23 protein-coding genes are annotated in these 25,093 nt (G+C 73.2%); 7 read left to right on the forward strand and 16 right to left on the reverse strand.

What is annotated here, in order from left to right; translation table 11 throughout:
- The coding region (locus ACFFCA_RS15235) for a TCP-1/cpn60 chaperonin family protein (RefSeq protein WP_375486263.1) at positions 1-488 on the forward strand (488 nt) is incomplete at its 5' end.
- A 200-nt stretch (positions 489-688) separates the two neighbouring features.
- Here ACFFCA_RS15235 and ACFFCA_RS15240 read toward each other — a convergent pair.
- The 7 genes from ACFFCA_RS15240 to ACFFCA_RS15270 form a co-directional block, all read right to left on the reverse strand.
- Positions 689-2,548 (reverse strand): Na+/H+ antiporter, encoded by a 1,860-nt coding sequence (locus ACFFCA_RS15240; RefSeq protein ID WP_375486265.1) that lies wholly within the window; start codon positions 2,546-2,548, stop codon positions 689-691.
- Positions 2,549-2,586: 38 nt separating this feature from the next.
- A complete protein-coding gene (locus tag ACFFCA_RS15245) occupies positions 2,587-3,411 on the reverse strand; it encodes a hypothetical protein (RefSeq protein WP_375486267.1) in 825 nt (274 codons plus the stop codon).
- A 66-nt stretch (positions 3,412-3,477) separates the two neighbouring features.
- Positions 3,478-5,154, reverse strand: a complete 1,677-nt coding sequence (locus tag ACFFCA_RS15250) for a DNA repair helicase XPB (protein ID WP_375486269.1) — start codon at positions 5,152-5,154, stop codon at positions 3,478-3,480.
- Positions 5,155-5,293: 139 nt separating this feature from the next.
- On the reverse strand, positions 5,294-5,971 hold the full coding sequence (locus tag ACFFCA_RS15255; protein WP_375486271.1) for a response regulator: 678 nt from the start codon (positions 5,969-5,971) through the stop codon (positions 5,294-5,296).
- On the reverse strand, positions 5,968-7,092 hold the full coding sequence (locus ACFFCA_RS15260; protein WP_375486273.1) for a sensor histidine kinase: 1,125 nt from the start codon (positions 7,090-7,092) through the stop codon (positions 5,968-5,970). The genes ACFFCA_RS15255 and ACFFCA_RS15260 overlap by 4 nt, the downstream gene beginning before the upstream one ends.
- A gap of 20 nt (positions 7,093-7,112) precedes the next feature.
- Complete coding sequence (locus tag ACFFCA_RS15265) at positions 7,113-9,575, reverse strand: helicase-associated domain-containing protein (protein ID WP_375486275.1); 2,463 nt, start codon at positions 9,573-9,575, stop codon at positions 7,113-7,115.
- A gap of 13 nt (positions 9,576-9,588) precedes the next feature.
- Positions 9,589-9,783 (reverse strand): hypothetical protein, encoded by a 195-nt coding sequence (locus tag ACFFCA_RS15270; protein ID WP_375486277.1) that lies wholly within the window; start codon positions 9,781-9,783, stop codon positions 9,589-9,591.
- Positions 9,784-10,012: 229 nt separating this feature from the next.
- On the opposite strand from ACFFCA_RS15270, the gene ACFFCA_RS15275 reads away from it, so the two are divergent.
- The gene (locus tag ACFFCA_RS15275) at positions 10,013-10,396 is read left to right on the forward strand and encodes a cold shock domain-containing protein (protein ID WP_375486279.1); all 384 of its coding nucleotides are present in this window, start codon (positions 10,013-10,015) and stop codon (positions 10,394-10,396) included.
- An 88-nt stretch (positions 10,397-10,484) separates the two neighbouring features.
- Here the strand turns inward: ACFFCA_RS15275 and ACFFCA_RS15280 are convergent, their stop codons facing one another.
- The 3 genes from ACFFCA_RS15280 to ACFFCA_RS15290 are packed head-to-tail and all read right to left on the reverse strand — an operon-like array spanning position 10,485 to position 13,802.
- The gene (locus ACFFCA_RS15280; RefSeq protein WP_375486281.1) at positions 10,485-11,288 is read right to left on the reverse strand and encodes a 1,4-dihydroxy-6-naphthoate synthase; all 804 of its coding nucleotides are present in this window, start codon (positions 11,286-11,288) and stop codon (positions 10,485-10,487) included.
- Positions 11,285-11,926, reverse strand: coding sequence for a futalosine hydrolase (locus ACFFCA_RS15285; RefSeq protein WP_375486283.1), 642 nt, complete (start codon positions 11,924-11,926; stop codon positions 11,285-11,287). Before ACFFCA_RS15285 ends, ACFFCA_RS15280 begins: the two co-directional genes overlap by 4 nt.
- 13 nt (positions 11,927-11,939) lie before the next feature.
- Positions 11,940-13,802 carry an MFS transporter gene (locus ACFFCA_RS15290; protein WP_375486285.1) on the reverse strand — a complete coding sequence of 621 codons (1,863 nt, stop codon included), beginning with the start codon at positions 13,800-13,802 and terminating at the stop codon, positions 11,940-11,942.
- Here ACFFCA_RS15290 and ACFFCA_RS15295 point away from each other — a divergent pair.
- Positions 13,735-14,817: a DUF3027 domain-containing protein gene (locus ACFFCA_RS15295; RefSeq protein WP_375486287.1), complete on the forward strand. Its 1,083-nt coding sequence runs from the start codon at positions 13,735-13,737 to the stop codon at positions 14,815-14,817. The genes ACFFCA_RS15290 and ACFFCA_RS15295 overlap by 68 nt on opposite strands.
- Here the strand turns inward: ACFFCA_RS15295 and ACFFCA_RS15300 are convergent.
- On the reverse strand, positions 14,740-14,976 hold the full coding sequence (locus ACFFCA_RS15300) for a DUF2530 domain-containing protein (protein ID WP_375486288.1): 237 nt from the start codon (positions 14,974-14,976) through the stop codon (positions 14,740-14,742). The two genes, ACFFCA_RS15295 and ACFFCA_RS15300, sit on opposite strands and share 78 nt — an antisense overlap.
- A gap of 62 nt (positions 14,977-15,038) precedes the next feature.
- On the opposite strand from ACFFCA_RS15300, the gene ACFFCA_RS15305 reads away from it, so the two are divergent.
- From ACFFCA_RS15305 to ACFFCA_RS15320, 4 genes are read left to right on the forward strand one after another with little or no spacing between them, the layout of a single operon-like run.
- The gene (locus ACFFCA_RS15305) at positions 15,039-15,476 is read left to right on the forward strand and encodes a MarR family winged helix-turn-helix transcriptional regulator (protein WP_375486290.1); all 438 of its coding nucleotides are present in this window, start codon (positions 15,039-15,041) and stop codon (positions 15,474-15,476) included.
- Positions 15,473-16,777 carry an MFS transporter gene (locus ACFFCA_RS15310; RefSeq protein ID WP_375486292.1) on the forward strand — a complete coding sequence of 435 codons (1,305 nt, stop codon included), beginning with the start codon at positions 15,473-15,475 and terminating at the stop codon, positions 16,775-16,777. Before ACFFCA_RS15305 ends, ACFFCA_RS15310 begins: the two co-directional genes overlap by 4 nt.
- 30 nt (positions 16,778-16,807) lie before the next feature.
- A complete protein-coding gene (locus ACFFCA_RS15315) occupies positions 16,808-17,596 on the forward strand; it encodes a TrmH family RNA methyltransferase (RefSeq protein WP_375486294.1) in 789 nt (262 codons plus the stop codon).
- Between the two features lie 34 nt (positions 17,597-17,630).
- On the forward strand, positions 17,631-18,623 hold the full coding sequence (locus ACFFCA_RS15320) for a YncE family protein (protein WP_375486295.1): 993 nt from the start codon (positions 17,631-17,633) through the stop codon (positions 18,621-18,623).
- Positions 18,624-18,626: 3 nt separating this feature from the next.
- On the opposite strand, the gene ACFFCA_RS15325 is transcribed toward ACFFCA_RS15320, so the two are convergent.
- From ACFFCA_RS15325 to serC, 5 genes are all read right to left on the reverse strand, one after another.
- Entirely contained in the window at positions 18,627-20,483 is a 1,857-nt protein-coding gene (locus tag ACFFCA_RS15325; RefSeq protein WP_375486297.1) for an ABC transporter ATP-binding protein, read from the reverse strand.
- Complete coding sequence (locus ACFFCA_RS15330; protein ID WP_375486299.1) at positions 20,480-22,306, reverse strand: ABC transporter ATP-binding protein; 1,827 nt, start codon at positions 22,304-22,306, stop codon at positions 20,480-20,482. Before ACFFCA_RS15330 ends, ACFFCA_RS15325 begins: the two co-directional genes overlap by 4 nt.
- Positions 22,307-22,449: 143 nt before the next feature.
- The gene (gene sepH / locus ACFFCA_RS15335; RefSeq protein ID WP_375486301.1) at positions 22,450-23,490 is read right to left on the reverse strand and encodes a septation protein SepH; all 1,041 of its coding nucleotides are present in this window, start codon (positions 23,488-23,490) and stop codon (positions 22,450-22,452) included.
- Positions 23,491-23,560: 70 nt separating this feature from the next.
- Positions 23,561-23,878 carry a hypothetical protein gene (locus ACFFCA_RS15340; RefSeq protein ID WP_375486303.1) on the reverse strand — a complete coding sequence of 106 codons (318 nt, stop codon included), beginning with the start codon at positions 23,876-23,878 and terminating at the stop codon, positions 23,561-23,563.
- 75 nt (positions 23,879-23,953) lie between these two features.
- A complete protein-coding gene (gene serC, locus ACFFCA_RS15345) occupies positions 23,954-25,075 on the reverse strand; it encodes a phosphoserine transaminase (protein WP_375486305.1) in 1,122 nt (373 codons plus the stop codon).
- Between the last annotated feature and the right edge of the window lie 18 nt (positions 25,076-25,093).

A 25,093-nucleotide genomic window follows, 5' to 3' on the forward strand; every position in this document is an offset into this window, starting at 1 on the left:
GCGCGGCCACCGAGGTCGAGCTCAAGGAGCGCAAGCACCGCATCGAGGACGCCGTTCGCAACGCGAAGGCGGCCGTCGAGGAGGGCCTGCTCCCCGGTGGTGGCGTGGCCCTGGCCAACGCAACCGTCTCGGCCTTCGAGAAGCTCGACCTGACCGGCGACGAGGCCACTGGCGCCAACATCGTCAAGGTCGCGCTGCTCGCCCCGCTGAAGCAGATCGCGATCAACGCCGGCCTCGAGGGCGGCGTCGTCTCGGAGAAGGTGCTCGGTCTGCCCGTGGGTCACGGCCTCAACGCCGCGACCGGCGAGTACGTCGACATGTTCAAGGAGGGCATCGTCGAGCCGACCAAGGTCACCCGCTCGGCGCTGCAGAACGCGGCCTCGATCGCCGCGCTGTTCCTGACCACCGAGGCCGTCGTGGCCGACAAGCCGGAGAAGACCCCGGCCGGTGCCCCGGGCGGCATGCCCGGCGGGGACATGGACTTCTGATCTGACGTCCTAGTACCAGCAACGTCCGAGGGGGCGGTCCGCGAGAGCGGGCCGCCCCTTCGTCGTCCCCTCACCCCGTGAGTTGTCCGCGCGTCGACGAGCCCGAGCGCGTTCGGGAGCGGACAACTCGCGCGTGGCTCGAGAGTTGTCCGCGCGTCGACGACCCCGAGCGCGTTCGGGAGCGGACAACTCGGGGCGGGTCAGCCGAGGAGTTCGTCCACGAAGCACCAGCGCCACGCCTCGCCGGGCTCGATCGAGCGCATGACGGGGTGGTGGTCCTGCTCGTAGTGCTTGACCGAGTGCCGACCGGGTGAGGAGTCGCAGCAGCCGACGTGCCCGCATTCCAGGCACAGACGCAGGTGCACCCAGCGCGTGCCGTCACGCAGGCACTCCTCGCAGCCGTCCGGCGTGTTGGCCCGCATGACCTTGGGTGCATCCCTCAGGTGCTCGCAGTCCCCGGCGCGCTGACGTGCAGTGACGAGCTCGTCGTCGACGCGGCCGGCGGCGTCGTCGATGCGGTCGAGCAGCGACTCCTCGAGGTCGATGGCCTGCAGCGACTGGCGCACGACCTCGTCGTCGTAGACCCCGCTGTCGCGGGCCTCGAGGATGGACCCGCGTTCGGCGGAGAGCATCTGCAGGCGCAGCCGGCGATAGACCGCCGACGGCGGCTCGACCTCGCTCTGCGAACGGCCCAGCTGCTCCCAGATGCGGTTGCTGCGGGTCATCGCCCGCTCGCGCAGATCCTTCATCACCTCGGGGGACTCGTCGTCGGATGCCACCTCCTCGAGGGCGGCGAGGCCGGCGTTGGCCGCGGCGTTGACGAGTTGCGCGCTCTGCAGCGCGTCCTCGGCGGCGTCCGGCGCGGGCAACCGCAGCCGACGCACGAGGGTCGGCAGGGTCAGGCCCTGGATGAGCAGCGTGCCCGCCACCACCACGAAGGCGCACAGGGCGATCAGGCCGCGCTGCGGGGTCTTCAGGGGCAGCACGAACACGGCAGCGAGCGTGACCACCCCGCGCATGCCGGCCCACGACACGACGGTGGAGGTGCGCCAGTCCCAGGTGCGTGTGCCCAGCAGGCGCAGCAACCCGGCCGCGCCGAACACCCAGACGATCCGCACCACCATCGTGGTCACGAGCACGACGGCGCACGGCACCACGACCTGCGTCCACGTGAGATCCGAGTCGATGACGGTCTGCAGCAGCCGCCGTACCTGCAGCCCGATGAGCAGGAACACCACGTTCTCGAGCAGGAACTGCACCGTGCGCCAGTTGCCGTTCTCGGCGATCCGCGAGCTCGCCGTCTGCAGCACCTGGGCCTTGTGGCCCAGCAGCAGGCCGGTGACGACGACGGCGAGCACGCCCGAACCGCCGATCTCCTCGGCGGGCAGGAACGCGAGGTAGGGCGCGGCGAACGACAGTGTCGTGTCGAGCACCGTGTCGTCGATGCGCCGACGGATCTTGGCGAGCACGAACGCGGCGGCCAGACCGACGAGGATGCCGCCGCCGGCCGACCGGACGAAGTCCCAGCCCACCTCGAGCGGCGTCACGGAGGCGGTGATGGCCGCGACCGCCGTGTTCAACGCCACCAGGGCGGTGGCGTCGTTGACCAGGCTCTCGCTCTCCAGGATCGACACGATGCGCCGGGGCATCCCGACCTTGCGCGCGACCGTGGTCGCCGCGACCGCGTCGGGGGGCGCCACCACGGCACCGAGCGCGAAACCGGCCGACAGCGTGGCCGCCGGCACGACCCACCACGCGACGAGGCCGACCGCAAGCGTCGCGAACGCCACCAGCCCGACGGACAGCAACAGGATCGGCCTGCGGTTGGCGCGGAAGTCGACGAGCGAGGTCTGCAGGGCGGCCGCGTACAGCAGGGGCGGCAGCAGGCCGATGAGGACGATGTCCGGTGTCAGCGTGATCTCGAGGACGTGCGGCACGAAGGACAGACCGATACCGACGACCACGAGCAACAACGGTTCGGGCCAGCCGAAACGCCGGGCAACTGCCGCGCCGAAGCCGACGACCGCCACCAGGGCGAGGATGTCGAGCGCGACGTTCACCTAATCATTCTGCCGAAGAATGAGAGGCGGCGTGACCACTACCGCGTGCTGACCTCGTCCGACGGAGGTGCCGTGACCGTCACGGGGGCGTTGTAGTCCGACAGGACGATCGTCGGCGTCACCGACTGGCCGCTGATCGAGAACGTCCCGCTGACCCGCCGTGGGCGGCCGGACGCGTCGAGGTACATGTCGACGGGGACCGGGGACTTCCCGCCTCCCGTGATGCTGCTGGGCACCGAGGACGGCAGCGTGCTCGTGTCGACCGTCACCCGGTAGTGGGTGGTGGCGACGCCGGACGTCGTCGCCCTGCCGAGGTCGGTGACCGACGACGCGGAGCGGGCGAAGGTGACCAGGCTGGCCGGCGCGGCAACGGCCAGCACGGGCGCGACGGTGGACGCGAGCTGCGACACGACGAGGCTCTTGCTGTCCGGGTCGAGCAGCACCCACGGCTTGCCCGACGTGTTCAGCGCGCCCGGCAGCTTGGCGTACGTCCGGTCGCCGACCACGACGATGCGCAGGCTCCCCAGGCCACTGGGCAGCTGCTGCTGTAGATCCGCCCGCGAGATGGTGCCGTTCGACAGGCCCACGTCGCCCGAACCGCGCAGTGTCTGGGAGCCCAACGTCGACGACACGACCAGACGCGCGGACGTCGCACCGGACAGGCCCTGCTGCAACGTGGCGGCCAGCGTGGCGGGGGCGACGGACCGCCCGCCCGCGGCCGGCCGGGCGGCAGCAGATGCGGTGCCGGCGCTACGGGTCTTCCCGGCGTGCGACGAGCCCGACGTGCACGACGTCAGCCCGATCGCCCCGGTCAGGGCGAGCAGGGGCAGGACGAGGACGACACGTCGGCGGGACGAGAACATGCCGCTACGTCTACCACCCGCACCTGGTCGCTGCGGGTCGTCGCTCAGCGCGGCGCCGGGCGGCGCTCAGTCGTCCTCGACCGGGAACTCCGGCAGGGGACGCCCGAGCAGGTCGTCGGCGTCGACGATCGTGTACGCGTAACCCTGCTCGGCCAGGAACCGTTGCCGATGCGCGGCGTACTCGGCGTCCAGGGTGTCGCGGGCGACGACGGTGTAGAAGTGCGCCTGCCGTCCGTCGGCCTTGGGGCGCAGCACGCGACCGAGCCGTTGCGCCTCCTCCTGCCGGGAGCCGAAGGTGCCGGACATCTGCACCGCCACCGCCGCCTCGGGCAGGTCGATGGAGAAGTTCGCCACCTTGCTGACGACGAGGACGCGGGACTCGCCCCGCCGGAACTCGTCGTAGAGCCGCTCGCGTTCCTTGGTCGTCGTCGAGCCCTGGATGATCGACGCGCCGCCGAGGGTCTCGGAGGCGTGTTCGAGCTGGTCGAGGTAGGCGCCGATCACCAGCACCTGGTCGTCCGGGTGCTGGTCGACGATGCTCTTGATCACCGGCAGCTTGGTGCGGGCCGTCGCGGCCAGCTTGTAGCGGTCCTCGGGCTCGGCGGTGGCGTAGGCCATCCGCTCGGCGTCGGTGAGCGTCACGCGGACCTCGGTGCAGTCGGCCGGCGCGATGTAACCCTGGTTCTCGATGTCCTTCCACGGCGCGTCGTACCGCTTCGGGCCGATGAGGGAGAACACATCGCCCTCGCGCCCGTCCTCGCGGATCAGCGTGGCCGTGAGCCCCAGGCGGCGGCGCGACTGCAGGTCGGCAGTGAGCCTAAAGATCGGCGCGGGCAGCAGGTGCACCTCGTCGTAGACGATCAGGCCCCAGTCCCGTGAGTCGAACAACTCGAGGTGGCGGTACTCGCCCTTCCGCCGCGTCGTCATCACCTGGTACGTGGCAATGGTGACGGGGCGGATCTCCTTCTTCTCGCCGCTGTACTCGCCGATCTCGTCCTCGGTGAGCGAGGTGCGGGCCAGCAGCTCGCGCTTCCACTGCCGTCCGCTGACGGTGTTGGTGACGAGGATGAGCGTCGTGGCCTTGGCCCTGGCCATGGCCGCCGCGCCCACGAGCGTCTTGCCGGCGCCGCAGGGCAGCACGACCACGCCCGAGCCGCCGGCCCAGAACATGTCGGCGGCCTGCTGCTGGTAGTCGCGCAGGTGCCAGTTCTCCTCGTCGAGGTCGATCTCGTGCGCCTCGCCGTCGACGTAGCCGGCCAGGTCCTCGGCCGGCCAACCCACCTTCAGCAGGGCCTGCTTGAGGTGGCCACGCTCGGAGGGATGGACGAGGACGGTGTCGTCGTCGACGCGCGCGCCCAGCATCGGAGCGATCTTCTTCTGCCGCAGGATCTCCTCGAGTACGGCGCGGTCGAGGCTGACCAGCGCCAGCCCGTGGACGGGGTGCTTGACCAGCTGCAGCCGGCCGTAGCGGTCCATCGTGTCGGCGACGTCGACGAGCAGCGCGTGCGGAACGGGGTAGCGCGAGAAGCGGACCAGGGCGTCGACCACCTGCTCGGCGTCGTGCCCGGCGGCGCGCGCGTTCCACAGGCCCAGCGGGGTGAGGCGGTAGGTGTGGACGTGCTCGGGCGAGCGCTCGAGCTCGGCAAAGGGCGCGATGGCTCCGCGTGCCTCGACGGACTGCGGGTGGTCGACCTCCAGCAGCAGGGTCTTGTCGGACTGGACGATCAGGGGGCCGTCAGACACGCCCTCACTCCGTTCGGGCGCCGGAGGCGCCATGTTGTCGGTTCACTCCGCAAGCGTCATTCACTGGTCTCCGAGGCTTCGAGCGACTCTCGATTGTCTCAAACAACCGGACGCCGCGCCGCGTTCCCGGCGGCGTCGATCAGCTGCCGCCGAGGCCGTTGCGCCACGCCCAGGCCACGAGACCCGACCGCCCGTCGACGGCCAGCTTCGAGAGCACGTGGTTGAGATGGGTCTTCACGGTCGCCTCGCTGACCACGAGCCGCCGCGCGATCTGGGTGTTGGACAGCCCGTCGGCCACCAGCCGGACGACGTCGACCTCGCGCCGGGTCAGGCCCTCGGCCTCCTCGGACGGAGCGCTTGGCGAGTCCTGCGGGGACGCCGTGCCGGGCGGCGGCGGGGCGGCGCGCAGCAGCTCGACCAGCCGCTTCTGCACGCCGGGGTCGAGCACCGTGTGGCCGGCTGCGACGTCGCGGATCGCGCCGACGAGCTCCTCGCCGGTCGCGTCCTTCGTGAGGTACCCGACAGCGCCCGCCCGCAGGGCCGGCAGCACGGCGTCGTCGTCGGCGAACGTGGTGAGGATGAGGACCGCGACGTCGGGGCACTGTCGGGTCAGGGCGGCGGTGGCCTCGGCGCCGTCCATCACCGGCATCCGCAGGTCGAGCAGGGCGACGTCGGGGGCGTTCCGGACGACCTGCGCGACCGCCTCGGAGCCGTCGGCCGCGGTGCCCACGACGTCGATCTCCCCGCTGGCGGTGAGCAGCAGGACGAGCCCGTCGCGGACGACCGCCTGGTCGTCGGCCAGGACGAGCCGGATCACCGGTCGGGCCCGACCGTCGCCGGGACGTCCATCTCGACCTGCCAGCCGGCGCCGTGCGGGCCGGCCCGCACCGTGCCGTCGACCGCCGTGAGGCGCTCGGCCATGCCGGCCAGGCCGAGGCCGGTACCCACACCGGGCACCGCCTCGCGCCCCGCAGCGGGTCCGGTGTCGAGCACGGTCGCCGTCAGCCGGCCCGGTGCCCAGGCCAGGGTCACGTGCACGGTGCCTCCAGGGGCGTAGCGGGCGGCGTTGGTCAGCGACTCCTGCACGGCGCGGTAGACGGCGTGGCCGGCCTCCGCGCTCACCGTGCCCGGGACGCCCTCGCGACCGAACCTGGCGTCGCCCGGGAAGCGGTCGACGAGGTCGGGCACCGCGTCGAGGCCGAGCCCGACCGGGTCGCGCAGGGTGCTGACCGCCGCACGCGCCTCGGCCACGCCGTCCCGGGCGAGGGTGGCGGCGCGGTCCAGCGGTTCGAGCACGGCGGGCCCGACCTGCTCGCGGGCGGCGACGGCCCGCACGGCCTGCAGCTGCACCGACAAGCCGGCCAGGCTGTGGGCGAGTACGTCGTGCATCTCGCGCGCGATCCGGCCGCGCTCCTGCAGCGCCGCGGCCTGCGCCTCCGACTCACGGCCCCGCTCGACCTCGGCGAGCAGGGCGGTGGCGCGGTCGCGTTCCCGCACGAGGTCGCGATGCTCGACCGAACGCTGGACGACGACCGGCACCCCGAGACCGACGAGCGCACCCGGCACGCTGTTCGTGATGACCGCGAGGACGACGCCCGTGGCGACGGCGTCGACGGTCACCAGTCCTGCCAGCAGGCGGCCGTCGAAGACCTGCGGGAAGCGGGCCGCGGCGACGAAGATCAGGATCTCGGCCAGCCCGCGCGGACCCGCAAGACACGCCGCGAGCCCGGCGACCGTGGCGATCAGCACTGCGCACCGCTGCACGAGAACGTCGTCCACCGACACGAACTGCAGCGCGATCGCGCCGACCGCCATCACCGCTCCTACCGTGATCTTGGCTGTCCGGTCGTGCGTGTCGTACACGCTGACCGCGATCACCACGGCCCAGAGCGGGACGCGCCACCACAGGGGGCTCCAGCGCCCCGTGTGCTCGTTCATCCCGGGAGCAGCCAGCTGGGTCACGACGACCCGTCCGGGCGTGCCACGTCGTCCTCTCCGAGGCTCTGCGCCTCGTCCTCTCCGAGGCTCTGCGCCTCGTCCTCTCCGAGGACGCGGATCGCGGTGATGCGGTGCACGGCGTAGGACGCCAGGCCGGACCGCCCGCGCTCGTAACCGCGCAACGTCCCCGCGGCCAGCGAGATCGGCTGCAGGGTGTGGGCGGTCGTCGACCCGTCGGCCTCGGCCGCGCCGAACCACACCACCTGCGCCTCGCGCACGGCGCGTCGCAGGGTCTCCATGGTGGCCGCGGACGTGACGCCGGGGACGTCCCGGGCGATCGCCTGCACGCGCGTGTCGGCCCCGGCCAGGGCGTCGCCGGATCGCAGGCGCCGCACCAGCTCGGTGGCCTGCGCGTCGGGGTCGATCGCGGCCCGTACGCCCGACCCGCGACCGGCCGGACGCGCCGGTGCCCGTGGCGGGTCGACCTCCAGCGTCACGACCTCGCCGTCCGGGGACTCGGCCGCCGGCGCGAAACCGGCCTCGCGCAGGGTGTCGAGCAGATCGGTGACCGGTTCGGAGGTGATCAGGACGGTGGGGGCGAGACGGCGCAGGTGCAGGCCCGCCGTGCCGCGCTCGGCCAGCACGCGGTCCAGGAGGCTGACGTCGTCGCACCGCAGGTACGCCCCGGCCACCCCGGCCCGCAGCACACCGTGCCGGCGGGCGGCGTCGTCGATGAGGTAGGTGAGGGCCTGCGGCACCGGCGTGCGGGAGTGGGTGGTCACGAAGGCGGCCAGCTGCCCGCCGGTCCGTCCCGCGTCCAGGGCGCGACGGACCGAACGCTCGGTGATCCGGTAGACGCTGGCGCCGCCCGTGGACTCGAGGTCGGCGACGAGGCCCAGCTCGACGCCGAGCGCGGGCACGGGCGGCCCGGGCACGACGACGGTGAGGTCGGGCTGCACGAGGAAGTGGTCGACCGGTGCCGGGAGCGCGATGTCCAGTGCCCGCTCCACGGCCGCCACCGACCCGGAGATCATCGTGCGGGTGTAACCGGTCAGGCCGCCCGCCGCGGTGACGCCCAGCAGGTCGGCCTCGGCCAGGACCGCGGCGACGAGCGGCACCTGCCCGGCGGCCCGGCGGGGCTGGTGCCAGGCGAACAGGGCCAGCACCTCCTCCCGATCGGCGGGGGCGGCGCCGGGGGCGAGGTCGGCGAGCAGCCCGAGGGCCTGACGCCGCAGTGCGGGCATCGTCCCGCGCTCAACGTCCGGACCCAGGGCGGTGATGACGCGGTCGCGGTCGCCCCGCTGCCCGACCAGGCCCGGCTGGCGGGTCATGGCCAGCCAGGCCGAGCCCAGGGCCAGCCAGCGCGCCGCGGGGTTGCGGGCGCGCCACTCGTCGAAGGTGACGCTGGGCAGGTAGACGGGTTCCTGGCCGGTCGTGGCATTGAGCAGGCCGGCCGCGTACATGGTCTCGACGACCACGGCGGTGGTGTCCTCGTCGACCCCGAGATCACGGGCGGTGCGGCGCAGCTCGCGCACCCCGAGGCCGCCCGAGCGCAGGGTCGTGGGCGGCTGCGCGCTCCACGACTCGGCGACGCGGTCGGCGAGGCGCAGCACCTCCAGCACGGCCGTGGTGCCGATCTGGTCCAGGGCCAGCGGCTCGCGCTCGACGAGACGCACCGCCGGGGCCTCGGGCCGGACCGACACCTGCCGGTCACCGCGCCGGTCCTGCCGCAGCGCCACCCCGACCTCGCGCGGCAGCTCGACGCGCTGCCCGTCGATCGGGACCAGGAGACCGCGGTCGATCAGCCGCGCCGCCGCGGACGGCGCGTCGTCGTCACGGGTCCGGCGCACGGTGCCCACGGGCGGCCCGGCGGCGAGGCGGTCCAGGGTCTCGTGCTCGTCGTCGTCCAGGCTCTCCAACTCACGGGCGAGGCGGTCGGGGTCGGCCATGACCGCCGCCGCGGCCTGGCCGCCGCGGGGTTGGGCGGTCGGCGGGATGCCGAGGTGGCGCAGCACGGGGACGAGCTGGATGTCGGCCACGCCGGCGAACAGACGGGACGCCGGGCGCCCCAGCCCGGCCGGGTAGAGGCCCACCGCGTCGCGCACGGCCGGGGTCAGGTGGACGAGGTCCGCGTCGCCCCACACCAGGGCGCGGTCGAACAGGGCCTCGAGGGCGTCCAGGTCGTCCTCGACGACGCCGTCGGACACCGCGTCGTCGGCGCCGGCGGCCAGCACGAGGTTCTCGAGCAGCCGCAGGGTCAGCGCGTCCAGCCCGTCGACGCTGCGCTGCGTCGACGTCCGTACTCCCAGGCGGGCGCCGAGGGCCGCGAGGTCCGGGGCGGCGGGCAGGGCCAGGTCGGGACGTAGCCGGAGCAGGGCCGCGAGCTGGCGGTCGTCACGGCGGCGCAGCCACTCGGTGAGCGAGGACGTCCGCGAGGTCGACGACGCAGCGCGGGAGTCCTGCGGAACCGGCGAGGCGGTCACGGGGTCGGGCAGCTCAGCGCCCGTCGGCGAGGTGGGGGCGGTCCTCGGGGCGCGGGTGCTGGTAGAAGGACAGCTCCTCGGCCGGGATCGGGTACTCGATGTTGCCGAACGGCGAGTGTGCGCCGGACGCGTCGGAGACCAGTTCGGAGACCGAGAAGTCGTCCTCGGGCTCGTTGCGGAACTGCTCGGGAAGACGAGGCGAACTCATGCTCAGGACCTCTCGGGCGCTGGGTGTCGACGGGCGTCGTGGGGGACGCCGCGGCGCGATGGAACCGGACGCTCCAGTGTGCCACGGTCGGCGGACGGCCGCCGATCGGTGCGTGGTGTTCCCGGGTGGCGGTGACCAGTAATCTGGTCCCGACGGGGCGCAGCCGCAGGTGCACGTCTCGCCCGTCGCGTCCCCCCACTTCCCCCGCAGGTCGATCGAGGAGTATCCGGTGCCTTCCGGCAAGGTCAAGTTCTTCAACACGGACAAGGGCTTCGGCTTCCTGTCCAACGACGAGGGCGACGACGTCTTCGTGCACAAGGATGCGCTCCCCGACGGCATGACCGAGCTCAAGGCCGGGCAGCGCGTCGAGTACGGCGTCGTCTCCGGGCGCAAGGGGAACCAGGCGATGCAGGTGCGGGTGCTCGATCCCGTGCCGTCGGTCACGCGCAACGTGCGCATGCCCGCCGAGGAGATGGCCCCGCTCGTCGAAGACCTGATCAAGCTGCTGGACAACACGTCGAACTCGCTGCGCCGCGGCCGCTACCCCGACCGTCCCGAGGCCCGAAAGATCGCCGGGCTGTTGCGGCGCTTCGCCGACAACCTCGAGGCTTGACCGCCTCCCCGGCACTTCTCTGCTGTCGTCGCGACCCAGCGTCTCGTTCGGGTCCCGTCGTTGCCGGCCGCACCAGCGGACGGTCGCGTCAGCGCAGAGCAGGGTTGGAGGGGGTGAGACCTGCCCGGTGAGCTCGGTCCAGGAGCCTGGTGACGGCGGCGTAGCCCTCGTCGCCGAGGTCGCGGGTGAACTCGTTGACGTACAGGCCGATGTGCTGCGCCTGCACGTCCGGTGACATCTCGTCGGCGTGGGCGGCGACGTACCCGGCGGACGCCGACGGGTCGGCCCACGCGTACTCGACCGACGCGCGGGCGGCGCGCGTCAACGCCCCTGCGTCCAGCGTGCGGCGGGCCAGGATCGCCCCCAGTGGGATGGGCAGGCCGGTGTCGGACTCCCACCACGCGCCGAGGTCGACGAGCGAGGTCAGCCCGAAGCCGGGGTAGGTGAAGCGCGCCTCGTGGATGACCAGCCCCGCGTCGTACCGCCCGTCCCGGACGGCCGGCATGATCGAGGCGAAGGGCACCACGTCGATGCGGGCCGGCCGCTGCCCGGTCGCCCACAGCCGGAACAGCAGGTACGCCGTCGAGCGCCTGCTCGGCACGGCCACCGTGCGCCCGTCGACGCTGTCGATGTCGCCGCGGGAGAGCACGAGAGGCCCGCAGCCGCGGCCGAGCGCGCCGCCGCTGGGCAGCAGCGTGTAGTCGTCGAGCAGCCAGGGCAGCGCCGCGTAGGACACCTTGACGACGTCGAACTCGCCCCGTTCCGCGGCGGTGTTCGTCACGTCGATGTCGGCGAAGGTGACGTCGACGGACGGCGCACCCTCGATGAGCCCGTGCGACCACGCGTGGAAGACGAACGTGTCGTTGGGGCAGGGGGAGTGGGCGAGCTTCACCCGGTCGTCCTTTCCTGGGGGTCGGTCTCGGCGTCGAGCACCGCGGCGACCGCGGTGCCCAGCGCCTGCAATGCGGCGGGGAGTTGCCACGCGGAGCGGTCGCGCGGGCCGACCGAGTTGGACACGGCCCGGATTTCGCCGACGGCGATGCCGCGGAGCCCGGCGGCGGCGGCGACACCAGCACCCTCCATCGCCTCGGCCCGGGCGTCGGGGTGGCGCCGCACCAGTTCCTGCGCGGTCGCGGCGGTCCCGGTGACGGTGCTGACGGTGAGGATAGCGCCCAGGTGGCCGCCGGTCCGGTCGGCGAGCTCGACGCCGAGCTTGGCCGCGACGTCGTAGGAGTCGGTGCCGAAACCCAGGGTGCTCATCGGCAGGAACCCCTCGGCACTCTCGGCGCCGAGGTCGGCGTGCACGATCCGGGTGGCGACGACGACGTCGCCGACACCGACGGGGGCGAACCCGCCGCCGACCCCGGCGCACAGCACCAGGTCGGCGGGCTGCTCGTCGAGGGCCCGCGCCGTCCCGGCTGCAGCCGCCGCGGGACCCACCCCGACGGTGACGACGCGCGCGCCCGGGCCGGCCGCGCCCACGATGGCGTCGCGCTCGGCGTCGACGGCGGTGACGACCAGGATCTGCATCAGCGGACCCGCATCAGTCGAGGCTGCGCGGGAGGCCGGCGCCCGACGCGTTGTCGAGGCGCGGCCCCGTCCGCTGCCGGGTCGAGGCGCGGGTGCGCAGCACGACCAGCGCGGCGACCGCGCCAGTGATCACGGCGGCGACGACGAAGGCGATGGTGCCGTCACCGCTGTCGGAGCTGGGCAGGGCCACGCCGATCGCCGCGCCGATGACCCACGCCAGCTGCAGGAAGGTCTCGGACTTGCCGAACGCACTGGAGCGCAGCGTCTCGATGACGTCGTTCTGGATCAACGAGTCCAGGGCGATCTTGGACAGCGAGTTGAGCGCGGAGATGACGAGCATGGCGACGATGGCCACCAGGATGCTGAAGATGAGCGCGGAGACGAGCAGGGTGGCGAAGCCGATGACGGTCGAGACCACGATCAGCGACTCGGGTTTGGCCATCCGCAGCCGCGTGCCGATGGCGATGCCGAGGAAATTGCCGAAGCCGGCCGCGCCGACGACGCCGCCGAGTTCGACCACGCCGGCCAGCCCGTGCTTGGTGCCCTCGACGTAGAAGGCCAGGTAGATGGTGAGCATGCCGGACAGCAGGCGCAGCACCGACTGACCTTGCAGGGCGATCACGAGGTGGGCGCCGAAACCGCGCCGTGCCCATTGCTGGATGCGCGCCAGCGGCGGCACCTTGTCCTGGCGCTTGGGGCGTACCGGTTCTTCCGGGTGCCGCGGTGCGGGTTGCGCCGAGTCGACCTGCTTCGGCAGCTGAAAGGCGAAGAACGCGCACGCCGAGAAACCGACGGCCGTGACGACCAGCCCGACGCTGTAGGACCCGGTGAGGTTGATGATCGCCCCGACCAGCCCGCCCAGCACGATGGTCGAGCCCAACCCGAAGATGGTCAGCTTGGCGTTGGCCGCGGTGAGGGTCATGCCGGCCGGGACGAGTCGCGGCGCAGCGGCAGCCCGCAGGACGCCGTAGGCCTTGGACAGCACCAACGACCCGAGCGCGCACGGATAGAGCACGAGCAGGTCGGTGGGATGCATCGCCATGATCAGGGCCAGCACGGCGCGACCGATGGCGGTGCCGGCCATCGTCCAGCGCCGACCGTGCTGCAGCCGGTCCAGCGCCGGGCCGATCACCGGTGCGACCACCGCGAACGGCGCCATCGTCACCAGCAGGTACAGCAGCACGTTGCCGCGCTGGGCGTCGGCGGACGCCCCGAAGAACACGGTGCCGGCCAGCGCGACCGTGATCATGGCGTCGGTGCCGTAGCTCAGCACCTGGTTCCAGATCAGCGCGGTGAGGCCGGACTCCTTGGCGCCGTCGGCCTCGCTCAGTGAGATGACCTTGCGGGTGACGGTGCGCGCGGCGCGGTTGGTGCCGCGTGCGGTGGCCTTGCCCAGGTGCAGCGCCGCACGCCCGACGGTCGGCGTCGACTGCGGGTCGACGGCGGTGCCGGTGTGGTACGTCGAGTCGCTGTACGGATCGGCGCCGGGGGGCGGGCTGCCGGGCGGTGGCGGGTAGCCGTGGCTCTCGTAGCCGTAGCGGTCGTCGCGGTACGGGCGCTCGTCGCGGTAGCCGTAGCGGTCGTCGCGGTACGGGCGCTCGTCGCGGTAGCCGTAGCGGTCGTCGCGGTACGGGCGCTCGTCGCGGTAGCGGTCCTCGCGGTAGCCGTAGCGGTCGTCGCCCCGCAGTACCTCGTACTCGCGGGTGTGGGTCGGCGGACGGACGTGGGCCTCGGTGTCGTCGGACCGGAAGTCCTGCGCCCGGTCCGGGTCGAACCCGGGTCGAGGGCTCGCGTCCGGGTAGCCGGAGATGTGGTGCGTCGTGTGGCCCGACCGCCCGAACCGCCCGTGCGGTCGCTCGTCCTTGCGCTTGCCCACCCGTCCATCCTGCCTCACCGCGGACCTCGTCACCGGGGGGGCGCGAGCGTCGCGGGCCCACGTCGGCGAGAATGGGGGGGTGACGAACCCCGAGGACACGCTCACCGCGCCCCCCGCCGACGATCCCGGCGTGGCCGCGGAGCCCGACGCCGAGCTGGCCGCGTCGGTCGAGCTCGCGCGGGCCGCGGCGCGGGACCTCGGGGGTGACCACGTCGGCGAGCACCTCGGTGTCACGGCCGAGCCGGCGAGCGAGTACAGCTCGGTGGCCACGCACGCCTTCGCGACGACGCTGCCGGGGTACGTCGGCTGGCACTGGGCCGTCACGCTGGGCCGGGTCGACGCCGAGGGGGTCGACGACGAGGTCACCGTCGACGAGGTCGTGCTCCTGCCCGGTCAGGGTGCGTTGCTGGCCCCGCCGTGGGTGCCGTGGGAAGAACGCGTGCGCCCGGGTGACCTCAGCCCCGGCGACCTGCTGCCCGCACGTCCGGACGACCCGCGCCTGGTCCCCGCCTACGTCCAGTCCGACGACCCGGCCGTCGAGGCGGTCGCGTTCGAGCTGGGCCTGGGTCGCGAACAGGTGCTCTCCCGTGACGGACGCCTCGACACCGCCGAGCGCTGGTACGACGGCGACCACGGACCGGACACCCCGATGGCCCGCCAGGCGCCCGCGCCGTGCGGCACCTGCGGGTTCCTGCTCCCGCTCGCGGGGTCGCTGTCCGGGGCCTTCGGGGTGTGCGCGAACGACGTCGCCGACACCGACGGTGCGGTCGTCAGCGTCGAGTACGGCTGCGGCGCGCACTCGGGCGTGGTCGCCGAACCGACCCGGCTGGGCGAGGCGCCCGAGGTCGTGTGGGACGACGGCGACGAGATCACGCCGAACGAGGTGTCGACCGCTCCCGGGTCAGAGGCCGCTCCCGAGCCGGAGGCCGCTCCCGGGTCAGACGGTACGGCCGAGGCGTCGGTGGCGCAGCATGATGGCGTAGCCGCAGAAGCCGAGCCCGAAACCGGCGACTGACGACCACAGCGTGATGCGGTGTCCGTGGTCACCCAGCCAGCCGTAGAACGGCAGCTGCACGACCACGGCGACGAGCCACAGCGCGGTGCCGATCGCCACGATCCGGCGGGTGTTCATCTGCACCGGCGGCGGTTGCACGAGCTGGCGGTCGTCAGGCACGGCCTGAGCGTACGGGTCTCGCGCATTCGCTGCGCAGGTGTTGGTTAGCTAGACTAACTATCGTGACGACGGCGATCAGCGACTCGGTGGCGGCTCTCGCCTCCCTGCTGCGCCCGTCCCTGCTGCGCTTCACCCGCCTGGTGCGCAACCAGCGCGTCGACACCTCCGTCACGCTCACCCACCTCTCGGCCATGAACACCCTGGTCCAGCACGGCCCGATGAGCGCCGGCGAGCTCGCGACCTGCGAGAAGGTGCAGCCGCCGTCGATGACGAAAGTGCTCGCCACGCTCGAGGAGCGGGGTCTGGTGTCACGGCAGCCGCACCCAGACGACAAGCGCCAGGCGATCATCACCATCACCGAGGCCGGCCAGGCGTTGCTGATCGAGGAACGGCGTTCACGCGACCGGTGGCTGTCGCTGCGGCTGGCCACGCTCAGCCCGGAGGAACGGGACGTCCTGCACCGCGTGGTGCCGATCCTGGACAAGCTGGCCGACCAGTGACGTCGGTGGCGTCGCGCGCGACGCAACCGAACACCGAGGCCCCGCCACCGTCCCGCGGCGTGTTCCGTGCCCTGCGCACCCGCAACTTCCGGCTCTACGCGGGTGGTCAGCTGGTCTCGCTGACCGGCACCTGGATGCAGCGCGTCGCGCAGGACTGGCTGGTGCTGCAACTGACCAACTCGGGCACGGCGCTGGGCGTCGTCACTGCGTTGCAGTTCGGGCCGCAGCTGCTGCTCGGCCTCTGGGGCGGCGTCATCGCCGACCGCGGCGACAAGCGGCGCATCCTGCTCGCCACCCAGTCGGGCCTGGCGTTCGTGGCTCTGGCCCTCGGGCTGCTCGACATCGCCGGCATCGTCGCCTACTGGCAGGTGCTGGTGCTCGCGCTGGCACTCGGCGTGGTCACCGCGATCGACACCCCGGTGCGGCAGTCCTTCGTCATCGAGATGGTCGGCCGGGACGACCTCGCGAACGCCGTCGGCATCAACTCCACCGTCTTCAACACCGGCCGGATCGTCGGGCCGGCCGTCGCCGGCGTGATGATCGCGGCGGTGGGCACCGGCTGGGCGTTCGTGGCCAACGCCGCCTCCAGCGCCGCCGTGCTCGCCGGGCTGCTGCTCATGCGCCGGGACGAGCTGTTCCCCGCGCCGGTCGTGCAGCGCGGGCCGGGGCAGCTGCGGGCCGGCGTCACCTACGTGCGCGACCGGGCCGACCTCGTCCTCACCATGGTGCTGATCTTCATCGTCGGCACCTTCGGCCTGAACTTCCAGATCACCTCGGCGCTGCTCGCGAAGGACGTGTTCCACCGCGGGGCCAGCGGTTACGGCCTGCTCTCGACGGCGCTCGGCGTGGGCGCGGTGATCGGCGCGGTGTTCGCGGCCCGGCGGGTACGGCGCCCGTCACCGGCCTTCCTGCTGCTCGCCGTCGTCGGCTTCGGAGCGGTGGAGATCGCCAGCGGGCTGATGCCGACCTTCCTGCTCACCGCGCTGCTGCTCGTCCCCACGGGCGTCGGCATGCTCACGGTGACCACCGCCGCCAACAGTTCGGTGCAGCTCGGCGTCAGCCCCACCATGCGCGGACGGGTGATGGCGCTCTACCTGATGTGCTTCCTCGGCGGCACGCCGCTCGGCGCCCCCATCGTGGGCTGGGTCGGGGAGTGGGCGGGCCCGCGCTGGGGGATCGCCGGCGGTGGGCTGGTGTGCGTGTTGAGCGCGCTCGCCGTGGGTGTCGTGTTCGCCCGGCGCCGCGGGATCACGCCCGGCAGGCTGCCCGCGCGGGCCGTGGCCCGCTTGTCCGGTTCGTAAGGGTCGGCCGCGACTGCTTCGATGGGCGGCGTGCCGTCGTCTCCGATCACCCTCACTGACCCCGACGACCCGGCGTTCGACGACTTCCGCGATCTCACCGACGCGGACGTGCGGCCGGACCGTCGCGGCGTGGTCATCGCCGAGGGCGTCAACGTGGTCGAACGGTTGCTGCACTCGCCGTACCCGGTGCGAGCCGTCATCGGGGTTCCGGCCCGGCTCGAGGCCCTGGCACCGGCCCTGGCCGGCCACGACGTACCGGTCCTGTCGGTCGACAAGTGGTTGCTCTCGCAGGTCGTCGGCTTCCGCGTCACCCGCGGGGTCCTGGCCTCGGCCGACCGCCTGCCCCCGCGCGACCCGGACGAGCTGATCGCGGCCTCGCCCCGGCTCGCGGTGCTGGAGTCGCTCAACGACTTCGAGAACCTGGGCTCGCTGTTCCGCAACGCCGCCGCGTTCGGCGTCGACGGCGTGCTGCTCGACCCGCAGTGCGCCGACCCGCTCTATCGCCGCAGCGTGCGGGTCTCCATGGGCCACGTGCTGCGGGTGCCGTTCGCGGTGCTGCCGGGCGCGTGGCCGGAAGCGCTCGACCGCGTGCGGGCCGGCGGTCACCGGGTGCTGGCCATGACGCCACGGGGCGAGGTCGACCTGCGGCGCGCGGAGGTACCGGCCCGGTGGGCGCTGCTGCTCGGTGCCGAGGGCCCCGGGCTGTCGCCGGCCACGCTGGCCGCCGCCGACAACCGCGTGCGCATCCCGATGGCCGACGGCGTCGACTCGCTGAACGTGGCGACGGCCGCCGCGGTGGGGTTCGCGCGCCTCTGCTGACCGGCCCGCCCGGGCGAGCAGGCACACTGGCGTGGTGAGCCCACGGCGAGCACGACGGCTGCTCGCCTGGCTGACGGTCGCCGGCGTGGCGCTGGCGGCCTGCTCGTCCGGGTCGGACCGCCCCGGCGCGGCCGAACCGGCCACGGCCCCGCGCACGACGGCCGCCGCCGACGGCAGCGTCCGAACGGTCGGCGCCGCGCCCGAGGGCATCGTCTACGCACCCCGGGCGGGGCTCGTCGCGGTGGCCGTCCGCAAGCCGGACCGGCTGCTGCTGCTCGACCCGGACTCGCTCGCCGTGCGGCGGAGCGTGCCGCTGCCGGGCGACGTGCGCCACCTGCAGGTCTCGGTCACCGGCGACGAGGTCCTGGTCCCGGCCGAGAGCGCCCGCAAGATCGTCGAGGTCCCGCTGCCCACCGGGGCGATCCGCGCCACCACGGTCGGCAAGCAGCCGCACGACGCGGCCCGCGCCGCCGACGGCGATGTCGTCGTGGGCAACGAGTTCGGCCGGTCGATCTCGGTGCTGCGCAACGGGCGGGTGCTGCGCACGATCCGCGACCTGACCCAGCCCGGTGGCGTCGTGGCCGCCGGCGACACGGTGGCGGTGGTCGACGTCGGCGCCTTCACGGTCAGCACCTACGACCTCGCCACCCTGACCCGGCGCGGCCGCATCGACGCCGGGAAGGGGCCGACGCACGGCGTGCTCGTGCGCCCGAACACCGTCCTGGTCTCCGACACGCGGGGTGATGCGCTGCTGCTCGACCGGTTGTCGCCACTGAAGCAGGTCGGGCGGCTGTCGCTGCCGGGCACGCCGTACGGGCTGGCGGTCGACGCGACCACCGGCACGGTCTGGGTGACGCTCACGGCGCGCAACGAGGTCGTCGGCGTACGGGTCGTCGGTGATCGCATGTCCGTGATCGCGCGCTACCCGACGGTGCGCCAGCCCAACACCGTCGCCGTCGACCCGGGCAGTCACCGGGTGTGGGTCACCGGCACCGACGCCGGCGTGGTGCAGCTGATCCGGCGCTGACGGTCAGACCAGCGAGTCGGCCCAGGACGCGTGCAGGTCGGCGAACTGCCCCTTGCCGGAGTCCACCAGGTCAGCGGGCGTCCCGTCCTCGACGATGTGCCCGTCGTCGAGCACGAGGACGCGGTCGGCGATCTCGACCGTGCTCAGCCGGTGGGCGATGATCAACGCCGTCCGGCTGGCCAACACGGTGCGCAGCGCACGCTGCACGGCCCGCTCGGCGGGCACGTCCAGCGACGACGTCGCCTCGTCGAGGATGAGCACCGCCGGGTCGGCCAGGAACGCGCGCGCGAACGCGACCAGCTGCCGCTGCCCGGCCGAGAGGCGTCCGCCGCGCTTGCGCACGTCGGTGTCGTAGCCGTCCGGCAGCGCAGTGATGAAGTCGTGCGCGCCGACAGCTTGCGCCGCCGCCTCGATCTCGTCACGGGTCGCCCCGAGCCGGCCGAAGCCGATGTTGTCAGCGACCGACCCCGAGAACAGGAAGCCGTCCTGCGTGATCATCACAACCGCCTCGCGCAGCTGCGTGTCGCGAACGTCGCGCAGGTCGACGCCGTCGAGGCGGACGCTGCCGGCCACCGGGTCGTAGAAGCGCGCGAGCAGCTTGGCGATCGAGGTCTTGCCGGCGCCGGTGGCCCCGACGAGCGCGACGGTCTGCCCGGCCGGCACGTGCAGGTCGAGGTGCTCGAGCACGAGGTGGTCGGCGTGGTAGCCGAAGGACACGTCGTCGAGGTCGAGGGCGCCGCCGACCGGCGCCGGCAGCTCACGCGGCTGTTCGGGCTCCGGGACGCCGGGCGGCACGGCGAGCACGCCGGCGATCTTCTCCAGCGCCGCGGTGGCCGACTGCAGCGAGTTGTAGAAGACGCCGAGGTCCTCCATGGGGTCGTAGAACTGGCGCAGGTACAGCAGGAACGAGGTCAGCACCCCGAGCTCGAGGCCGCCGCCGATGACGCGGTAGCCACCGATGAGCAGCACGGCGACCGTGGCCAGGTTGCCGATGAGTGCGGTGCCGGGGATGAACCAGGCCTGCAGGGTGAAGGTGCGCCGGTTGGCCTCGCGGTAGGTCTCGTTGAGGTCGGCGAAGATGGCGTCGTTGCGCTTCTCGCGACGGAACGCCTGCACGGCGCGGATGCCGTTGAAGGTCTCGACGACGTTGACGATCATCGTCGCGACGTTCTCGCGGGTGCGCCGGAACGCGACCGCGGCCCGTTCGGAGAACCAGCGGTAGAGCAGGTACAGCGGGACGAGCGCGCCGATCGCGGCGAGGGCCAGCGGCAGGTCGAGGATCAGCAGGATGACGGCGATGGCCACGATGTTGAACACCGCCGTCAGCAGCCCGTCGAGCCCGGCCTCGAGCAGCTCGTTGAGCGTGTCGACGTCGGAGGTGAGGCGCGAGATGACCCGGCCCGACGTGAAGCGTTCGTGGAAGGCCACCGACAGCGCCTGCACGTGGTTGAAGCCGCGGCGACGCAGGTCGTAGATGACGGCCTGGCCGATGCGTCCGCTGCGGATGACGAAGACCGACCGCAGCCAGCCGCCGGCCACGGCGCTCACGGCGAGGGCGATGCCGACCGCGGTCAGCGAGGTGTAGTCGCCGCGCCGCGCGTCCGGCAGCGAGTCGTCGATGGCCACGCCGACGAGCCAGGGCCCGGCCATGGTGGCCACGACCTGCACGAGCGCGATGCCCAGCACACCCCAGACCTGGGCCCGGTACGGGCGGAGCAGGTCGCGCATGAGGTCACGACCGGCGCCACCGAGGCGCGGCCGGCCGCTGGGGTCGACGGCGTCGACGGCCCGTTCGGCCCTGGCCTCCTCGGTGAGCTCGCCCTGCCAGTCGGCCTGACGCTCCGCCGGCGCCTCGCTCATCGCCCGGCCTCCTCGAGCTCGGAGGTCTGGTCCAGCTCGGAGGTCTGGTCCAGCTCGGAGGTCTGGGCGAGCAGGTCGCGGTAGACCGGGACGTCGGCCAGCAGCTCGCGGTGCGTGCCCACCGCGACGATCTTCCCTTGGGCGAGCACCGCCACGCGGTCGGCGAGCAGCACCGTCGACGGCCGGTGCGCGACCACCAGGGCGGTGGTGTTCGCGAGCACGCGGCGCAACGCAGCCTCGACCTGGGCCTCGGTGTGCACGTCGAGCGCCGACAGCGGGTCGTCGAGCACGAGCACCCGGGGCCGGCCCAGCACGGCGCGGGCCAGCGCGAGACGTTGTCGCTGCCCGCCCGACAGCGACAGCCCCTGCTCGCCGATGCGGGTGTCGAGCCCGAAGGGCAGGTCGTGGACGAAGCCGGCCCGGGCGACGTCGATGGCCTCCGCGACGTCGACGTCGTCGATACCGGCGCGCCCGAGGGTCAGGTTCTCGCGGACGCTGGCCGAGAAGAGGGTGGCGTCCTCGAAGGCGGTCGTGACCGCATGGCGGAGCTGGTCCAGGCGCAGGTCGCGCACGTCCACCCCGCCGATCAGCACCCGTCCGGCGGTGACGTCGTAGAGCCGGGGGACGAGCGCGGTGAGGGTGGTCTTGCCCGACCCGACGGCGCCGACCAGCGCCATCGTCTCGCCGGGCTCGACCGCGAGGTCGACGCCGCCCAGGATCTCGCGATCGCTGCCGGGATAGCTGAAATGCACGCCCTCCAGCACCAGGCTGGTGCCGGCCTCGGCGGCCACCGGGGTCTCCGGGTCCAGGATCGCGGGGCGGGCGTCGAGCACCTCGAAGATCCGCCGGGCCGCGCTCGCGGCCTCCTCGGCCAGGGCGAGCAGCCAGCCCAGGGAGATGATCGGCCAGATGAGGCGGAGGTAGAGCGCCACGAAGGCCACGAGCGAGCCGAGGCTCATGGCCCCGTGGCTGACGGCGAGCACGCCGCCCACCGTGGTGCCGGCCAGCACCAGCTGGGGGTGGCCCTCCAGCAAGGCCCAGAAGTGCCCCAACGTGCGGATCTTGGTCAGCTCGGCCTGCCGCAGCCGCCCCGCGTCGCCGCTGAAGCCGGTGAGCATGTGCGGCCGGCGGCCGTAGGACTTGATGACGCGGATACCGAGTGCGGACTCCTCGACCGAGGTGGCGAGGTCGCCGGTGAGGTCCTGCACGCGGCGGGCCTCGCGGCTGTAGCGCAGCTCGAAGCGCCGCGTCATGACCATCAGCGGCACCATGGCCACGACGACGAACAGGCCGAGCCAGAACTGGATGTGCAGCAGCAGGATCACGACGACCACCGACGCCACCGTGTTCGCGAACAGGAACACGGCGGCGAAGCCGACGAAGCGGCGCAGCGTCGACAGGTCGGTGGTCATCCGGGAGAGCAGCTGCCCGGACGGCCAGCGGTCGTGGAAGGCCACCGGCAGCCGCTGCAGGTGGGCGAACAGGTCGCGGCGCAGGTCGGTCTCGATACCCAGGGCGGCGGAGGCCATGGACTGTCGACGCGCCCAGAACAGTGCCGCCTCGGCCACCCCGAAGGCCAGCGCCAGGCCGGACAGCTTCCACAGGCCGCCGTCGTCGTGGTGGCGGATGGGCCCGTCGACGACGGCGCCGACGACGAGCGGGATCAACGTCTGGGCCAACATGGCGCCGGTGGCCGTCGCGACCATGATCGCGAACGAGGTGCGGTGCGGGCGGGCCCAGTGCCGCAGCCGGAGCACGGTGCGCAGGGTGCTCGTGTCGGTGTCCGACGACGCCACCGGTGCGTAGGGATCAGGCGTCGTCACGTTGACCTACGGTACGTCCACCCCCGGACAGCGGCGAACCAGTTTCCGCACAGCGAACACCTCGGTCCAGGTGATCAATACGCGTTCTGCCGGTCCACAGCCCTGCAGAACGCGTGTCGATCACCTGTGTGATCAGGTGGCGGTCAGTCCTGCTTGCGGCGCACCCCGAGCAGGATGTCGTCCCAGGACGGCACCTTGACGCGGGCGGCCCGCTCGTCCTCGGACTCCTCGCGCTTGCCGCCCCCGATGTTGCGCACGGACGTGAGCCGGTTGACGGCCGCCGGTCGGGTCGAGGGGTCGGTGATGCCGAGCGGCAGCGGCGGTGCGTCGAAGTCCAGCTCGGCCTCGGCGGAGTCGTCGGACAGGAAGCCCAGTTCCTGCAGGCGGTCGGGGGCCTCTTGGTCGAAGACGTGCTCGACCACGGGCAGCGGCTCGGTGGGCGCCTCGGGCATGGGCGGCGGGAACGCCACGACGCCCGGGGCGAGCGGCGGCGCGGCCACGAGCGACGGGCGCTCCGGGGCCTGCGGCACGACGGGCCGGATGGGGCGGTCGCTGAGCAGGTCGGAGGCGGTGTCGTCGAGTGCGGTCACCGACCGCGACGAGCGGCGGAAGGCCCACTCGGCACCGTGCGTGCCCTCGCCGCCACGCCAGTCGGCCCGCACGACCCACTCGCCGTCCTCGCGCCGCCGCGAGGACCAGGCGACGGTCGTGGCGTCGATGCCGTGGGCGGCGAACCGCGCGTCGACGGCCTCGCCGAACACGACGAGGACGCCCTCGCCGGCGTCGCCCTTGCTGCGCCGGGCGCGGGCCCGGCGGGCCTCGTCGGCGATGCGGACGCGTTCCTCGAGCACCGGCGCCGCGAAACGCATGATCCGTTCAACCGCGACGCCGTAGGACTCGGCGACCTCGGCGGGCGACTCGCCGGCCCGTACCCGGACCTGGATCTCGCGCGGGCCGAAGGGCAGCTCGCGGGACGGATCGGGAGACGACACCGACGCCACTGGCTCGGCCGGTGCGGACGCCGGCACAGCGGGTTCGGCCGGCGCCGACGCGGCGGCCACCGAACGCAGCGCCGCATCGAGGCCGGAGTCCGGCAGCAGCGCGAACCGCTCGGGTCCGTCGGCCGTGTCGAGGACGACGTGGGAGTGGTCGTCGGCGATCCCTACCAGGCGCAGTTGACGCATGCGCCGACGATAGGTCGACATCCGCGACCGGCCCGGCAGCACACGCCGGGGGCGACGGGCCCGGTCCGGATCAGGCCGCGGCGCGCGGCCAGAGGATGGCCTTCCGGCGCCGGTAGCGGGGCCCGAACCCCCACAGCAGCAGGTACCGGGGCACGAGCGGGACCTCGTGCAGCACGGTCTGGCGGCGGACCGGGTCGACGTCGTCGATGAGCCAGTGCCCCTCGAACCCGAGCTGGGCCGGCTTCTTGGACTTGACGTTGTGGGCCTGGTCCCACTGGTGCCACTGGCGCTGGGTGATGGCGCGTGAGGTCACCGGCATGGCCTCGGCCTCCTCGCGCTCGAGGTAGGGGCCCAGCACGGCGTCCAGGCCGGCCAGGGCGTCCAGCACGGCCGGTCGCCGCTCGTCGCCTCCCGTCCGCCAGGCGGCCGCCGCCTCGCGCAGGGCGCGACGGGCCCGACGCCGTCAGAGGCGTTCGACGACATGATCGACGCACCGGGTGAGCGCCTCGACGTCGTCGGGGTCGACCGCCGGGAACATGCCGATCCGCAGCTGGTTGCGGTTCAGGGCCCGGTAGGAGTCGGTGTCGACGATGCCGTTGGCGCGCAGGACGGCGATGACCGTCGCGGCGTCGACGGCCGGGTCGAGGTCGATCGTGCCGACGACGGGGCTGCGCAGGACGGGGTCGGCGACGAACGGCGTGGTGTAGGCCGTGGCCTCGGCCCACCGGTAGAGCCGGCCCGACGAGTCCTGCGTGCGGGCGGCCGCCCAGGGCAACCCGCCGGCGCCCAGCAGCCACTCGACCTGGTGCGCGAGCAGCCACAGCGACGCGACGGCGGGGGTGTTGTACGTCTGGTCCTTGCGGGAGTTCTCCAGCGCCAGGGTGAGGTCGAGCGTCGGCGGCGCCCACCGCTGCGCCCGCAGTTCACCGATGCGCTCGATCGCGGCCGGCGAGCACAGCGCCAGCCACAGCCCCGCCTCCGCCGCGAAGGCCTTCTGCGGGGCGAAGTAGTAGACGTCGGTCTGCGCGAGCTCGACCGGTACGGCCCCGGCGGCCGAGGTCGCGTCGACGAGCGCCAGCGCCGCGGGGTCGGCACCATCGGGCCGCCGCACCGGCAGCACGACGCCGGTCGAGGTCTCGTTCTGCGGCCAGGCGTACACGTCGACGCCGTCGTCGGCGACAAGTGCCGGCGCGCTGCCGTACTCGCTGGCGTGGACCACCGGCTCGGCCAGGAACGGCGCGCCCCGGGTGACCGCGGCGAACTTGTTCGAGAACTCGCCGCACACCAGGTGCGCGGAACGCTCGCGCACGAGGCCGAAGGCCGCGGCGTCCCAGAACGACGTCGAACCGCCGTTGCCCAGCAGCACCTCGTATCCCGCCGGGGCGTCGAACAGCGCGGTCAGCCCGGCCCGGATCCGCGCCACCAGGGCCTTGACCGGCGCCTGGCGGTGGCTGGTGCCGAGCAGGGTGCCGCCGGTGTCGCCGAGAGCGTGCACGACCGCTGCCGGCACCTTCGACGGGCCCGACCCGAACCGGCCGTCGGCGGGTCGCAGGGCGTCCGGGATCACGATGTCGGGTGCGGCCACCCCATGATCCTGTCAGCT

It is taken from the genome of uncultured Jatrophihabitans sp., from assembly GCF_964252635.1.
Taxonomy (GTDB): domain Bacteria; phylum Actinomycetota; class Actinomycetes; order Mycobacteriales; family Jatrophihabitantaceae; genus Jatrophihabitans.

Coding starts and splice junctions, on each gene's coding strand:
- ACFFCA_RS15325 (WP_375486297.1), bottom strand. CDS start 20,483: ATGAGCGAGGCGCCGGCGGAGCGTCAGGCCGACTGGCAGGGCGAGCTC.
- ACFFCA_RS15260 (WP_375486273.1), bottom strand. CDS start 7,092: ATGAACGAGCACACGGGGCGCTGGAGCCCCCTGTGGTGGCGCGTCCCG.
- ACFFCA_RS15245 (WP_375486267.1), bottom strand. CDS start 3,411: ATGTTCTCGTCCCGCCGACGTGTCGTCCTCGTCCTGCCCCTGCTCGCC.
- sepH (WP_375486301.1), bottom strand. CDS start 23,490: ATGCGTCAACTGCGCCTGGTAGGGATCGCCGACGACCACTCCCACGTC.
- ACFFCA_RS15270 (WP_375486277.1), bottom strand. CDS start 9,783: ATGAGTTCGCCTCGTCTTCCCGAGCAGTTCCGCAACGAGCCCGAGGAC.
- ACFFCA_RS15295 (WP_375486287.1), top strand. CDS start 13,735: ATGTGGTGCGTCGTGTGGCCCGACCGCCCGAACCGCCCGTGCGGTCGC.
- ACFFCA_RS15285 (WP_375486283.1), bottom strand. CDS start 11,926: ATGCAGATCCTGGTCGTCACCGCCGTCGACGCCGAGCGCGACGCCATC.